At 43.3% G+C, this 15,040-nt stretch carries 13 protein-coding genes and 1 pseudogene; 9 read left to right on the top strand and 5 right to left on the bottom strand.

The window, feature by feature from the left end:
* Positions 1 to 676 (bottom strand): tetratricopeptide repeat protein (locus VB714_RS04790; protein ID WP_323221711.1); only part of this gene is annotated, 676 nt, incomplete at its 3' end.
* A 180-nt stretch (positions 677 to 856) separates the two neighbouring features.
* Between VB714_RS04790 and VB714_RS04785 the strand changes: the two genes are divergently transcribed.
* From VB714_RS04785 to ureC, 7 genes and pseudogenes are all read left to right on the top strand, one after another.
* Complete coding sequence (locus VB714_RS04785; RefSeq protein WP_323221709.1) at positions 857 to 1,468, top strand: hypothetical protein; 612 nt, start codon at positions 857 to 859, stop codon at positions 1,466 to 1,468.
* A gap of 63 nt (positions 1,469 to 1,531) precedes the next feature.
* A complete protein-coding gene (locus tag VB714_RS04780) occupies positions 1,532 to 2,002 on the top strand; it encodes a hypothetical protein (protein ID WP_323221707.1) in 471 nt (156 codons plus the stop codon).
* A 411-nt stretch (positions 2,003 to 2,413) separates the two neighbouring features.
* Positions 2,414 to 7,912 carry a CHAT domain-containing protein gene (locus VB714_RS04775; protein WP_323221705.1) on the top strand — a complete coding sequence of 1,833 codons (5,499 nt, stop codon included), beginning with the start codon at positions 2,414 to 2,416 and terminating at the stop codon, positions 7,910 to 7,912.
* A 53-nt stretch (positions 7,913 to 7,965) separates the two neighbouring features.
* Positions 7,966 to 8,064 (top strand): annotated as a pseudogene (locus VB714_RS04770) (hypothetical protein); the annotation flags it as partial.
* A 201-nt stretch (positions 8,065 to 8,265) separates the two neighbouring features.
* Positions 8,266 to 8,667, top strand: a complete 402-nt coding sequence (locus VB714_RS04765) for a hypothetical protein (RefSeq protein WP_323221701.1) — start codon at positions 8,266 to 8,268, stop codon at positions 8,665 to 8,667.
* Complete coding sequence (locus VB714_RS04760; RefSeq protein ID WP_323221699.1) at positions 8,664 to 9,059, top strand: DUF6575 domain-containing protein; 396 nt, start codon at positions 8,664 to 8,666, stop codon at positions 9,057 to 9,059. The genes VB714_RS04765 and VB714_RS04760 overlap by 4 nt, the downstream gene beginning before the upstream one ends.
* 41 nt (positions 9,060 to 9,100) lie before the next feature.
* On the top strand, positions 9,101 to 10,810 hold the full coding sequence (gene ureC / locus VB714_RS04755; protein WP_323221698.1) for an urease subunit alpha: 1,710 nt from the start codon (positions 9,101 to 9,103) through the stop codon (positions 10,808 to 10,810).
* Positions 10,811 to 10,839: 29 nt separating this feature from the next.
* Here ureC and VB714_RS04750 read toward each other — a convergent pair whose 3' ends face one another.
* The 4 genes from VB714_RS04750 to mgtE form a co-directional block, all read right to left on the bottom strand.
* Positions 10,840 to 11,205 (bottom strand): DUF5615 family PIN-like protein, encoded by a 366-nt coding sequence (locus VB714_RS04750; RefSeq protein WP_323221696.1) that lies wholly within the window; start codon positions 11,203 to 11,205, stop codon positions 10,840 to 10,842.
* Positions 11,180 to 11,542 carry a DUF433 domain-containing protein gene (locus VB714_RS04745; protein WP_323221694.1) on the bottom strand — a complete coding sequence of 121 codons (363 nt, stop codon included), beginning with the start codon at positions 11,540 to 11,542 and terminating at the stop codon, positions 11,180 to 11,182. The genes VB714_RS04750 and VB714_RS04745 overlap by 26 nt, the downstream gene beginning before the upstream one ends.
* A gap of 60 nt (positions 11,543 to 11,602) precedes the next feature.
* Positions 11,603 to 12,169 carry a Uma2 family endonuclease gene (locus VB714_RS04740; RefSeq protein ID WP_323221693.1) on the bottom strand — a complete coding sequence of 189 codons (567 nt, stop codon included), beginning with the start codon at positions 12,167 to 12,169 and terminating at the stop codon, positions 11,603 to 11,605.
* 81 nt (positions 12,170 to 12,250) lie between these two features.
* Positions 12,251 to 13,648, bottom strand: a complete 1,398-nt coding sequence (gene mgtE, locus VB714_RS04735; protein ID WP_416309606.1) for a magnesium transporter — start codon at positions 13,646 to 13,648, stop codon at positions 12,251 to 12,253.
* Positions 13,649 to 13,764: 116 nt separating this feature from the next.
* Here mgtE and VB714_RS04730 point away from each other — a divergent pair, with 116 nt between their 5' ends.
* Both VB714_RS04730 and pipX read left to right on the top strand, forming a co-directional pair.
* Positions 13,765 to 14,640, top strand: coding sequence for an energy-coupling factor transporter transmembrane component T family protein (locus VB714_RS04730; RefSeq protein WP_323221691.1), 876 nt, complete (start codon positions 13,765 to 13,767; stop codon positions 14,638 to 14,640).
* A gap of 124 nt (positions 14,641 to 14,764) precedes the next feature.
* A complete protein-coding gene (gene pipX / locus VB714_RS04725) occupies positions 14,765 to 15,040 on the top strand; it encodes a transcriptional coactivator PipX (protein WP_323221689.1) in 276 nt (91 codons plus the stop codon).

The raw sequence follows: 15,040 nt of genomic DNA, 5'->3' as shown, positions 1-15,040 counted from the left end.
CACTGTAGGCACTTGCGAGGTTGTTTTGTGTTACAGCCCAATCTTGAGGGAATGTCTCGCGAGTTTTTACCTGCAATGCTAACTCATAGAATGAGATCGCTTTTTCAAGGTTATCGGCTCTCTCTCCTCGGATTCGGTTTCTGTAGGCTTCTCCGAGGTTGTTTTGTGTTGCAGCCCAATCTTGAGGGAATGCTTCGCGAGTTCTCACCTGCAATGCTAACTCATAAGCTGCGATCGCCTCTTCGAGGTTATCGGCTCTCTGTCCTCGGATTCGTTCACTGTAGACAATTCCGAGGTTGTTTTGCACTGTTGCCCAATCTTGAGGAAATGTCTCGCGAGTGAAGACTTTCCGAGCCAGTTCATAGGCCATGATACTGACTTCTAGATTCAGTTGGCGATCGCCTCGAGGAAACTCCTGAAGTAAATTCCCAAAATTACCAAACAGCCTTGCAATGTTTTGCTGTTCCCGTGATGTTTTTTTTGCTATTAATTGATTAAACACGAGAGGCAAAGCCTCTAGCAGAGATTCATCTAATTTAGCTTCAACGAACTGATAAACCTTTGTTGATTTTGCATCATTTTTAACAATGCGCTCCTGCAACGCAAGCATAAAATCTCGCGTTTTCCGGGTCGGTATTTCCTTTTTCTTCCCAAATCCTTTTTTCTTCTTACCCATAAAATTGTTGGGGCGCGATCGTATTGAAGAAACTTGATACTCAGATTAACAATATCGCCTCTCATCATTGAGAACAATAATAGTCTATCATGCTGAAAGTGATGAGTATAAACCGATCCGACCAAGAGAAGGATTAGGGATTTCTGCTATACAGCTAAAGCCACGCTTCGCGATCGCGGTTTGGCAGAAGGGGCGGTACAATTGGCTCGCATTCTGGTGCGATCGGGGAAGGGAGACGCAGCACTGAAAATGACAGTGAGGAAAACTGATGTTAAAAAGAGCTATTTTTCTGGGTTTGATGCCTTGTTTTTACCCGTGGGGAATGCCCTCGCTGCTTCTGTTTCCGTGGCGAATGGGGCGATTTTGAGCGGGTTGGGGAATGCGGCGATCGTGCGGGGCGATCGCGAGATTCAACTCGTTGCGGGAATGCAGCTTTATCCAGGCGATCGCTTTGAAGTGCGATCGGGGGAAGTTCTCATTCAATGTGCGGATCTCGCTCTCAAAACCGTGACCCAAGGACAGGTAAATCCCTGTTTGGCAAGGGATACGGTGGAATGTACTCCAGGGCTGCGAGGCTGCCCCGATCGCGGCGATAACCTCGCCTTTGGGAATGCGACCATTCCCTACATTATCAGCCCGCAAAATGGCAAATTACTGGACTCTCAGCCGTTGTTGCGCTGGCATCCGGTAGCGGGAGGCGATCGCTATCGGGTAATGGTTGAGGGAGGGGGAACTGAGTGGGAGCAAGAAACGAGTGCAACCCAGATACAGTATGGGGGAGAGGCGCTATAAGCGGGGGGCGAGTATTTCCTCACAGTAGAGATTCAGGATGAAGCGGGAATTTTGCAAAGGGACGTGCAGAAGTTTACTCTCTTGGAGGCCATTCTAGCACAGCAGGTGCAAACTAAAGCAAATTTTGCCGAAACTATGCCCTCGGAAGCTGCAAAAGTTTTGGCAACGGTGGGGGTTTATTTGCAATACGATTTGGCTGGGGAGGCGATCGCTTTACTGGAGAGTTTACTTGCTTCAGGAATGGACAATGCGGCGATTCGTTTGCAGTTGGGAAATTTGTATTTGCAGGAGTTATTGGTTGCATCTCCAGCCTTGGAACACTATCAGCAAGCAATGCAGTTTATTGCGGTAGAAAACTGGGAAGATCGCAGCCAAATTGAGGAAGGTTTGGGGCTAGTTTATGTGTCCCTGAAAAACAAAGATGAGGCAATTCTCTGGTTGACTCGGGCGCGATCGAGTTATGAGGAGTTGGGGGATTCTCAGCGTGCCAGAGAATTGTCTCAGAAAATCACGGAAATATCGGAGGGAAATTAGATGCGTTTTATCTTTCTGTATCTGTCTGTCTTGATTCAAAAGATGATACAAAAATTGTTCTTCTTAGTTTCGATCCGCCGGGGAATAAAATTCCCCGTCTCATACGAAAAGTCCTCTGAAGAGGACTAAGATACTTGCATTTTTTCAAAATATTTCAGTTTGTTATGGAGGTTAAAATTAAATTTATGAATATTATGCGATCGCAAAATAACCTAATCCATTTCAATGGATTTTTTGTATGAGACAGCGCTTGGGGGATGCTGAGGTTTCCTCAGCTTATCCAACCAAGTAAGAAGGGATTTTCAATCCCTGGCGGATCGGAGAGATCAACAAAAATCTACATTTACACAAACTGTCGAAATAAATCAATAATTCATTCATCGTCTTTCAAATAACACTGCATTTACCACCATGAATTTTTCTTTGCATAATTTTCTCTCAAAAAAGTTTTTCCTGCACAATACTTTCTCTCTCAGCATCTTGGGTTTAGCGTTGTTTTCTGTAGAAACAGTAACAGCACAAACTATTATACCTGCTGCTGATGGGACGGGAACAATTATCAATACCAATGGCGATCGCATTAATATCGAAGGAGGAAGTTTATCGCAAGATGGGCAAAATCTCTTTCACAGTTTTGAACAATTTGGATTAGATGCTAATCAAATTGCTGATTTTCTCTCCAACGTGGGGATTGAGAATATTTTAGGGCGAGTTGTTGGGGGCGATCCTTCTATTATCAATGGCTTAATTCAAGTGACGGGAGGTAATTCTAATTTATTTTTAATGAATCCTGCGGGTATTATTTTTGGTTCCCAAGCGAGTTTAAATGTTCCCGGTGATTTTACTGCAACGACAGCAACGGGGATTGGTTTTGGGAATGGGCTATGGTTTAATGCCTTTGGGGATAATGACTATCAGAATTTAATCGGAACACCCTCTATTTTTGCCTTCGATTTGGACAATTCGGGAGCAATTGTTAATGCTGGAACTTTGGGAGTATTGGAGGGAAATAATTTAACTTTATTGGGAGGAACGGTTATTAATACTGGTTCAATGTCTGCACCTTCGGGAAACATTTTAATTAGTGCTGTTTCGGGGAGTAGTTTGGTACGGATTTCTCAACCGGGACATTTATTAAGTTTGGAGATAGAACCACCGCGAGATTTACAAGGAAATGTTCTTCCTGTTAATGCGCTTTCTCTTCCAGAGTTATTGGTGGGTGCGGCACAAACTGTGGAGACGGGGTTAACAGTTGATGGGAATAAAGTACAGTTGAGTAATGGAGAGTTGACGATTCCGACAGATTCAGGAAGCGCGATCGTTTCTGGTTTTTTGGACGCATCGGGAACAGTGGGAGGAAATATCGATATTTTTGGAGAAAAAGTTGGTTTAATTGGTGCAAATCTTGATGTTTCTGGGGTAAATGGTGGGGGTAATGTTCGTGTTGGAGGAGATTATCAGGGTTCGGGAGATGTCCCCAATGCAGAACGAACTTTGGTTAGTAATGATTCTGTGATTAATGCAAATGCTTTGGTTAATGGGAATGGAGGAGAAGTTATTATTTGGTCGGATAATGTTACAGGTTTTTATGGAAGTATTAACTCTCGTGGAGGAAGTAGTTCTGGAAATGGTGGATTTGTTGAAATATCGGGAAAACAATTTCTAGATTTTCTGGGTCATGTTGATACTTATGCTCCTAATGGTAATAATGGCACACTTTTGCTCGATCCAAAAGATATTAGAATTGTTTCTACAGGTTTTGAAACCAGTAATTTAATAGATGTTGATGATTTTCTAGATCCTAATTTACCTAATTCAGGATTTCCTGATTCAGATACTAAAATTAGTGTTGCAGCGATTAATAATGCTAATTCAAATGTTATTTTACAGGCAACTCGAAATATTTATTTTAATGCAGAAATTGATATCAGTACAATTGGAGTTGGGTTAACGGCTGAAGCTGGCAGAGAGATTTATGTTAATAACAATATAACAACCAATGGAGGGGATATTATATTGACAGCAGATGTAGATAATAACGCTGGCGGTTCTCTCAGAATCGCTGATGTAGTAATTCAGACAAACGGCGGTGATTTCATAGGAAGTGGTAGAAGTCGTGGAGGCACTTTAGTACAAGGAATTCAAGTTCATAATAGTCTTATTGACGCAGGAGGAGGAAATGTAAGCCTTGCAGGAAGTACGGGTCTTTCGACTCCCGGTTATCAAATTGTTGAATTAGCGAATAGTACTTTGATTAAAACTCAAGGTATTGGAAACATTGAAATTCAAGGCACTCCCGGTACTTTTGATTTGAGTGAAGGCATTTTTATGGATAATTCATCTTTAATTCAATCAGAAGATGGAATGATACATCTCATCGGAGAGACTAACTTAACTGGTAATGGTGCAATTATCCTAGAAGGAAATATAGAAGCTACAGGATCGGGTAAAATTATTTTAGATGGAAGTAATCCTAGCGCAACATCAGCTATTGCTTTCAGTAGTTCATTGATAACTAATGGAGGAAATATTGAAATTATCACTTCTGGCCATTTACAAAATGGAATCCTAGTTACTCATGGTGGAGATGTTACAATAACTGTTAATGATGGTAGTATTTTTGGGGCTGATACTATCGATATTAATACTTCTTATGATTTTGGAAATGGTGGAGCAATAGAAATACTTACTTCTAACGGTGACGTATATACAGGTAATCTAAATACAAGCTCTATGAATGAAGCAGGCATTATTAAAATTGTAAGCAGTAACCTTATCGACACAACAGGAGGAGTGCTTAATGCTGCTGGAGGAATACGAGGAGGAAATGTAACTTTACAAGCTCCCGGTAATATTAATACAGGTGATATTACGATGTTTGTTCCCGGTTTTAATGGGGATAGCGGACAAATTGACATCACCAGCACCGCCGCAAATATCGATACAACATCGGGATCTCTAATTACATCTTCTGCACTGGGTACGGGTGGGAATATCAACCTGAACGCTGCTGGGAGTATTTTTACAAATGATATTAATGCTTTTTCGTTCTCTAGCGCAAATACTGGCGGTCAAATTGAAATTAATGCAGGAAATACAATTATTACAGGTGGAGAGTTTGAGACCAACAGAAATAACATTATCTTTAATGCACCCGTTCAATTATCGAGCGATCTATCCGTTAAGATTGCTGAAATGGGCGATATTGAATTTAACAATACAGTTAATGGTTCTCATCATCTAACCCTCAACTCTGACTTAGGAATTGTTCGATTCAATGATTCAATTGGAAATACCACTCCTCTGAACAGTATCAATATTCAAGACGACATAACGACGGCTCCTGTAACGGGTTTGACTATTACAACTATTAATGATATTACAACTCAAAATATTACTGCACCCACAGGAATTAACCTAACTAGCAATAATGGCTCAATTTATACAGAAAATCTTAACTCTTCTGCTCTTGGAAATAGCGGTAATATTAATCTCAATGCAAATGGTAATATTCGTGTCGAACAAATTACTGCTCAAAGTTTAGGTGGAGGAGTAGGAGGTAATGTTGAAATTACTACAAATAATGTTGGTGGTAACATTGTTACGGGAGGAGATATTGAAACAAATGCTAACAATATAACTTTGAATGGTGCAACAATCTTATCCGATAATATATCGGTGAAAATATCCGATACAGGAGATATTACATTTAACAGTACGATTGACGGATTTTACGATTTAAACCTCGATACAGACATGGGAACGATTCAATTTAATGATTCAGTTGGCAGTTCGATCCCACTAAATAATCTGACAATTCAAGACGATCTGACAACGGGTGCAGCACCCATTGAAATTACAGCTTTTAATGATATCAATACAAAAAATATTACTTCCCCCGCCGGAATTGCGATCGCGAGTCAGAATGGAGAAATTATCAGCGATCGCCTCGACACTTCCAATAATAGCAATGCTGGCAATGTCACTCTCAGCGCTCCCGATAATATTACCGTAAGTTCCATAAATGCACAAAGTTTGAGCAGTGGTACGGGAGGCAATATTGACGTGACCACTCAAAATTTATTCCGAGTTACCGACACTTTCACCGACCAAAATTTGACAGATGCAAGTATATCAACTGTTGGTGTTGTAGATAGCGGTACGATAATTATTCGCCACGGTGGTCAAGGAATAACACCTTTTACAGTCGGAGATCCTTCTATCAATGGAACAGAAGGAGATTTAACCAGAGGCGATCCGATGACCGAATCAACTATTTCTCCGACTCAAGAATATTTCAACACCCACAAACAAGATTTAGATCGAATACAAATTATCTCCACTCCCCCCGCATCTATTCCACTAACATTGCCTCCTATTACAATACCTTCTCCCACTCCTCAAGCTCCTCCTCAACAAACTCTAGGAAACAATGAAATTGAAAACCTTGCCTATCTCATCGGCGATCTCATCAACGCAAATACCAAAATTAACTTTAATCCTGATGGCGATTATAACTTTGAGTGGACAACAAATAACGGTAACGATCCCGTTCTTCTCTCCCTCAATGTTAACAATCCTTACACCGCAGCAAACCCCATTTACATCCCCAATCTAACAACATGGCTTAATTCACCTCTACATTCTCTCCCAACCCTCGATTTTACAACCACAAACCCCGACGATCTCATCACCGATATTGACCAATTTCTAGAAGATCAAATTGAATCCTACTTTAACGAAGACCTCACCGACAAACGTATCACCGCCCAATATATCCGCGATACCCTGCAAACCATCGAAGCCCAAACCGGAACCCGCGCCGTCGTTATTTACGCCCTCCCCAACGTCGAAGAACTGCACCTCATCCTCGTCCGTCCCCAAGGTTCCCCGGTCCTTGTCGTCGTCCCCAAAGTCGATGCTCGCAAATTAAGCGCCAAATTAGACCTATTCGCTCAATGCTTCACTAACAAAGACGAACTCTGTAAAAATACCACTTATCTCCCCATCGCCCAACAACTCTACAACTGGCTGATCCGACCCCTCGAAGACAAGATTGAAGACCTCAACCTTGACACCCTCATCTTCTCCATGTCCGCCGGACTTCGCAGCCTCCCCCTCGCCGCCCTCCACGACGGGGAACAATTCCTGATCGAACGCTATAGCCTCGGTTCCATCCCCAGCGTCAGCCTCACGGATACCCGCTACCAGTCCATCAAAGATACCCAAATTCTCGCAATGGGAGCCGAAACTTTCCCCTTTTCCGCCGGAGAACTCACCGATCTCCCCGCCGTCTCCACAGAACTTAACACGATCGCGCAAACCCTCTGGCAAGGAGAAGCCTTTCTTAACCAAGACTTCACCACTCACAATTTAAAAATCCAACGCCAACAAACCCCCTTCGACCTCGTTCACCTCGCCACCCATGCCTCCCACCAGTACCTCAAAAGCGACGATGCTTACATCCAATTCTGGGACGAAAAAATCCGTTTCCGCAACCTGAGACTCGCTGGCTGGTATACCGATCGCCCCATTGAACTCCTGACTCTGAGTGCCTGCGAAACCGCCATTTCCGACCTCCGCGCCGAAATGGGCTTTGCCGGGTTAGCCGTCAACGCCGGGGTTAAATCCGTCCTCGCCAGCCTCTGGAAAGTAGACGATACCAGTACCCTCACCTTAATGAACGAATTCTATCACCACCTCGGCCAGCCCGATGTCACCATCAAAGCCGAAGCCTTAAGGCGATCGCAACTCGCCCTCCTCCGCAACCAAGTCCGCATCGAAAACGGGCAACTCCTCGGACTCGGCGCAAATGTGAGTCTGCCGCTAGAACTCCAACACTTAAACGATATTGATTTTTCTCATCCCTACTTCTGGGCTAGTTTCGCGATCGTCGGTAGCCCGTGGTAGTAAAAGTTAGTAGACCTCTCCGCAATACTTTAAATATGAATAGAGGAAAAATTATGAGCTATCGCATGGATCGTCGCGCTTACGCAGAAACTTACGGACCGACAACGGGCGATCGCGTCCGTTTTGTCGGCCAGTTGCTGATTTTATGGGTCGTATTGCGATCGGAATTTTGGCTGGCTGTTTGATGGGCGATAAGTCCTGGGAGACGCACGCTGTGAATGCGGATATTTTCATCACCAACGCTTCCTCTCGCTAGTTTCAAGCCCAACTATTATTTTACAGCCTGAAAGTCACCTTCGCGATCGCTGTAATATTAAGGGTAATTTCCCTCAAATCACCTATATTCATCAAAAATGCAATTTCCAGATTATCTGCCTGCGAATTGTCCCCCAGACACGGTGTTACCTGCATCGGGTACGGTATATTATCTCGTGAATAACGATCCACCTACTCCCAAGGACTTTTTCTCAAAACGCGAAAAAAATCCCACAAAGAAACCGTTTCCTAAAGCTGAACAAGAATGTCAAGCCTGTGGGATTTCCGTCTATACTGAGATAGGAGACTTATTTGAACTCCAGCAAAAATTTCCCGGTTTTGCCAACTGCAAACCTGCTGTTGGGACTTTAAACTCTGATTTAGGCGTAATTAAAGCAACACCTTCTTCGGGTTCTTCTCATCATACGTTTTGGTTGGCAAGTGGAGCAAAACCTTGGGAAGTCTTTAAAGTTATTGAGAATGAGGAGAAAGAACAATGAATTTTCTATTAGAGAGTAAAAGTTTAGAAGAACTTGAAACGATCGCAGAATATGAATACTTTAATCGTCCTTTACTATTTTCTTGTCATAATTCAGCCGGGGAGATTTTCTTGGCAACATGGGTCAAAGAAAGTGATGATTTTGAATTATACTACTGTATCTCGGTGTCCAAAAAGAAATTAGACGCAATTGAAAAAGGAGAAATTTCAGTACATGATGCTTTTTTACAAGTAGAAAAAGGAATATATTATGAAGTTGAAGTTCCTTTTGAGGATGAGAAAGATCGAATTCAAGAGGTAAGTGTAACGAAAATAAATAAAAGCTGTTTGCCTTCTCCTAGCTTGTATTTAGCACCTCCATCAAAAATTTATTACCCAACTCTGATAAAGTAAGATTTATACTTCCCCCACGATCGCGGATTTGAGGAGAAATTATGAGCTATCGCATGGATCGTCGCGCTTACGCAGAAACTTACGGACCGACAACGGGCGATCGCGTCCGTTTGGCAGATACAGAGTTAATAATAGAGGTAGAACGAGATTTGACCAGCTATGGGGATGAGGTCAAATTTGGCGGTGGTAAGGTGATTCGGGATGGTATGGGACAATCTCCCATTTCTCGCGCAGATGGGGCGGTGGATTTAGTCATCACAAATGCCCTGATTCTCGACTGGTGGGGCATTATTAAAGCGGATATTGGCATTAAAGATGGCAAAATTGTCAAGATTGGTAAGGCGGGAAATCCTCAAATTCAAGACAATGTAGATATTATTATTGGACCCTCTACCGAGGCGATCGCCGGAGAAGGGCATATTCTCACGGCGGGAGGAATTGACGCACATATTCACTTTATTTGTCCTCAACAGATTGAAACCGCGATCGCCTCGGGTGTCACGACAATGATCGGAGGGGGGACGGGTCCCGCCACGGGAACCAACGCCACGACTTGCACTCCTGGTGCCTGGAATATTCACCGAATGTTACAAGCTGCGGATGCTTTTCCCCTCAATTTCGGCTTTTTGGGTAAGGGAAACAGCAGCCAACCTGCGGGACTGGTGGAACAGGTGCAAGCGGGAGTAATGGGGTTAAAATTACATGAAGATTGGGGGACGACTCCGGCGGCGATCGATACTTGTTTAAGTGTGGCTGATGAATATGACGTACAAGTTGCTATTCATACGGATACTTTAAATGAGGCAGGATTTGTAGAAGACACGATCGCCGCCTTTAAAAACCGTACTATTCACACCTACCACACGGAAGGAGCCGGGGGGGGTCATGCGCCCGATATTATCAAAGTTTGCGCGGAGAGTAATGTTCTCCCTTCTTCAACGAACCCCACTCGACCTTACACTACTAACACCCTAGAAGAACATCTCGATATGTTAATGGTCTGCCATCACCTCGATCGCGGCATTCCTGAAGATGTTGCGTTTGCCGAGTCCCGCATCCGTCGGGAAACCATTGCAGCCGAGGATATCTTGCACGATCGCGGCGCATTTAGCATGATTGCTTCCGACTCTCAAGCAATGGGACGAGTAGGAGAAGTGATTATCCGCACTTGGCAAACAGCTCACAAAATGAAGGTGCAGTTCGGACATTTGCCAGAAGACAGCAGCCGCAACGATAATTCACGCGCCAAACGCTACATTGCTAAGTATACCATCAATCCGGCGATCGCCCACGGCATTGCCAATTATGTCGGCTCCGTAGAGGAGGGAAAAATCGCCGATTTATGTTTGTGGAAACCCGCCTTTTTTGGCGTGAAACCGGAAATTGTCATTAAAGGAGGCGCGATCGCCTGGGCGCAAATGGGAGATGCTAATGCTAGTATTCCTACCCCTCAACCTGTCTATATGCGTCCCATGTTTGGCAGTTTTGGGGGGGCGATCGCGGCAACTTCTTTAACTTTTGTTTCTCAAGCGGCAGTAGGGGGAGGAATTGCAGAACAAATTGGTTTACAAAAGCCAGTAGCGGCAGTTTCTCATACTCGTCAAATTGGCAAGAAAGATATGAAACTTAATGATAGTATGCCCGATATTGAGGTGAATCCGGAAACCTATGAAGTCCGTGCTAATGGAGAACTATTAACCTGCGAACCTGCGACAGTTTTACCCATGGCACAGCGTTACTTTCTGTTTTAATTCTCGATTGCACAATCTGACTTATTCTCTTATTCTAAGAGGGGTAAATATCTGATTTGGTCTCGATATTCATCTTCAAAAGATGCTTCTGCGATCGCAATGAGTTCATCGATTATCTGGCCAATACTAAGATTCGGATTGAGGATGAAAATTCCGGGAATATGGCGATCGTTTGCGATATGTTCGGTTAAATGAATGGGCATTGACGTTCTATTGTTCGTGACCAGTATAAAGCTATTTTCTTCGCACCAACAGAGAATTTCTGGATCGAGAGTTCCTTTTTCAGGTGTATTGCGATCGCCGACTAAAAGTACAGTTAAAGTTGGTGCTTGACGTAGTAATTGGGTTTTATAGAGTGGATCGACATTCTCATCCAGCAGATATTGCAGGGTCATTTGTAACTTTTAAATTTTCGCGTTCTGCATTTAACTTATTTAACTTACTGAGTCTAATTGAGATAGGTGAAGAATTTAATCGTTGCTGCGATCGCATTTTATAGCCGTGTGTCAACCAGTTAATCATATATTCATCGACTTTGTCTTTATTATGAATATAGTAGAGAATCGTAGCATAAACTTGCTCTAAGGTTAAGGTTGGGTAAGTTTGCGCGATCGCCTCGGGACTCCAGCCTTTTTCAATATAGTCAAACAGGATTGTTTCAATACCGATTCTCGTTCCTTTGATGCGAATGTCATCGGGACGAAGAAAATTAAAATATTCTTCTAAATTCATTGTTTTTTGCGATCGTAGATATTTTATGATTTACGAGATATAGCATGAGTGTAACTCATCTTAAAAAATTAGCCAACTAAACATTTCTTTCGCCGACAATTCCCAATCTTTTAAACAATCGAGAACGGGTAGAATATCATCACCTGTTTTAATCTCTAGCGTGCGATCGGGTAGAAAAATCATCACAGATTCTTCTTCAGAATCGATTAACCATGCCAATTTTGTTCCTTGTTGAAGACAAAAGAGAATTTTGTTGATTACTTTAGTTGTCGATTGTTCTGGGGATAAAATTTCGATAATCCAATCCGGATGAATTGTAAATTTATTAGCAATTCTTCCATTCTCCTTTTTAGGAATTCTTTCCCATTCAAACACAGCAATATCAGGTACGATAGAACGATCGCCAAATGTACAGCGTAATTCTGGCCAAGAACAAACAAGTTTTGCAGTTTTCCCAATCTTATTGATTGCAGATGCGAGTTCAAGTTGAATCGTACTATGTTCTCCTTGAGGCATTGGTTTTTGAATAATTTCTCCGCCAAAATATTCACTAGAGGGTTTAGTTTCGGGAAGTTGCAAAAAGTCCTCTAACGTTAATTTTTTTGAAATGGGGTAAGCAACAACCATTTTCTATCTCCGACTTGATAATATCTATACTTGATTTTAGCAGATTTTTACAATGTAATCCTACCAAGTTAAATTAACCGACTAACTCAAAATAGTCCGCGCGATCGCAAAATAAATAAGAACCCCTAAAACATCCACCGCCGTAGTAATAAAAGGAGCAGACATCAACGCGGGATCGAGTTTCAAAGTTCGGAATAAAAAGGGCAGAGAAGACCCGGAAACTGAAGCTAACAGAGAAATTACAACTAAACTACTCCCCACAGATATCGCGACAAAAAAGGTTTTTTGCATCAGGTAATGCGCCCATAAAGTCGCCATAATTCCCAAGGAAGTCCCCAATAATAACCCCGCCATTGCCTCGCGAAAGATCACCTGTAAAGGTCCCAAAGCGCGTAACTCATCCGTATTTAAGCCCCGGATGACAACAGTAGAAGACTGCGCCCCAATATTGCCCCCTGTCCCCGTTAAAAGAGGAATAAAAGCCGCGATCGCGATCGCCTGTCCCGTATGTTCCAACAAAGAACCCTGAGTTTGAATAATTGACCCTGTAACTGTATTTGTTACCAACAAAATCAACAGCCAAAAAATGCGCTTGCGAGCCACAACTAATAAACTGGTTTGAAAATAATTATCGCCATCTGCTTGTACTCCTCCAATAGCATACATATCTTCCGTCGCCTCCCGCTCTAAAATATCGATAGTATCGTCTACCGTCACCACCCCCACCAAACGAGCCTCTTTATCCACCACAGGTAACGCCAACAGATCGTAACGTTGGATCGATCGCGCCACTTCCTCTTGATCCATCTCCGTCGTCACGCTAACCACATCCCGCGCCATAATTTCCCCGAGGGTTTTATCGGGAGAAGAAACCACTAAATCTCGCAGAGAGACAATTCCCGTTAAACGACGGGCATTATCCGTCACGTAGAGATAGTAAATCAGTTCCGAAGCATTGGCTTGAGCGCGAATGCGATCGAGAGTTTGCGTCACCGTGATATTTTCCTTGAGGGAGATATACTCTGGAGTCATAATTCGCCCCGCCGTATCCTCCTCATATCCCAGTAATAATGCCGTTGCTTGACGTTCCTTGGGACTCAATTGAGCCAATAACTGTCTGACAACTTTCGCCGGTAATTCATCGAATAATCGGGCGCGATCGTCCGGAGACATATTTTCGACAATCTCGATCGCCTCTTGACGTTTAAAATCTTGAATGAGATTCTGTTGTACCGACGAATCTAAATGCTCGTACACCTCGATCGCCTCATCCTTCGAGAGCAAGCGAAAGGCGATCGCCTGCATTGAATCGGGTAGTCCTTCAATTGCTTCCGCAATATCGACAGGCTGTACGGGAATGAGCAATGCTTTGGCTCCTTCCCAGTTTTCTCGTTCCAAAAGGGTATGCAATTGGTTGCATACCAATTGGCGAAGCTCGTGGCGCGAGATTGTTTGTGCGGAAGTCACATTCTCCATCAAGATTAACCCGTTGCGGTAAATTCTTTAATCTATATCTTAAGGGGCATGGGTTGTAGAGGATAGAATTTAGCTAGGTAAAACTCTGACCAGAAATCAGAAAAAATAGATAAAAATATATGGATTTACTGCGATCGCTTCCCATTGGACTCTACCTCGAACATCCCATTACATGGCTGCATCGTCTCGATCCTCGGGTGAAATTGGTGTGGTTGCTCAGTTTTCTCATTACACCCGTAATTTCTAACTCGCTTTGGCGCATTATTCTGGCTTTATTGGCGATCGCGATTACCTTAACAGCCGGTATTCCCTTCCGAGCGTTGCGACAGCAAGCAGGTTGGCTCTTAATTGTCTGTACGATCTCCTTTATTGTCACTTGTTTTGTTAATGATGGCTTGGCGGTTTCCTCGCAACCGCGCGTACCAGATTCATTGGCCTTTTTCCCCGAAACCTCATATCAGTATATTTTGCTGCAAATCGGACGCTTTAAGGTCACTCGTCATTCTCTCGATCTAGCGGTGCGCCTGAGTACAATCCTGTTTGTACTCATCTACAGTAGCAGCCTTTATCTACTGACCACCGCTCCCGAAGAGATTACCGCCGGGCTAGAAGACCTCATGCAGCCCCTGCGCCGCCTCAAAATTCCCGTCACCGAGATTGCCCTAACCTTAACCCTGTCCCTGCGCTTTATTCCCCTCGTACTCGAGGAAATCCAAAATCTTTTCCGTTCTGTCACCACCCGTGCCATTAATTGGAAAAAACTGGGACTGCGCCAAAGTTTCAATTTATGGTTGATAGTTGCCGAAAGGCTTCTAGAAAACCTCCTCATGCGCGCCGAACAAATTGCGATCGCCATGGAAGTGCGAGGATTTACCAGCCCCGATCGCCATCGCGTTCAATGGCATCAACTCCGCTTGGGGATTGGAGATGGAGTTGCCCTCGGGATTTTAGTTCTCTTTTGGTGGGCAAGATTAGTTTGGGGATGGGCAGCCTAATCAATGAAGAAGAGAAGACCAATTTGGTCTATCATGGTTTAGGGCAATTGTCTTAAAGTGAAAATTTTAGCAACTTTTCCGATTGTTTCTTCTTGTTATATAAGGGTAATTTATTTTGCGATCGATGGATAACAATAACGAAACTTACCTCAATCACCCTACGTTTGGCTTGCTCTTCAAGGTTTGCCCTATTGAAGACAATCGGGAGTTATATACAACCCTTTATGCTCAACGTTTATTTTTTTTTGTCACTCACAATCGAGATAACTTGAGTTTTGAACCCATCAAACGTTCTGACGCTCGCCTAGTCGTGGAAAATCGCCTGCGTCAATTACGCCGCATTGGAGCCGACATAGATTATAAAAATCTTCAAGCCGTTTACAAACGAACGTTCCAATAA

Source organism: Spirulina sp. 06S082 (assembly GCF_034932145.1).
Taxonomy (GTDB): domain Bacteria; phylum Cyanobacteriota; class Cyanobacteriia; order Cyanobacteriales; family Spirulinaceae; genus CCY15215.
The sequence above is the reverse complement of the archived record's forward strand: the minus strand, read 5'-3'. Positions and strand labels throughout refer to the sequence as shown.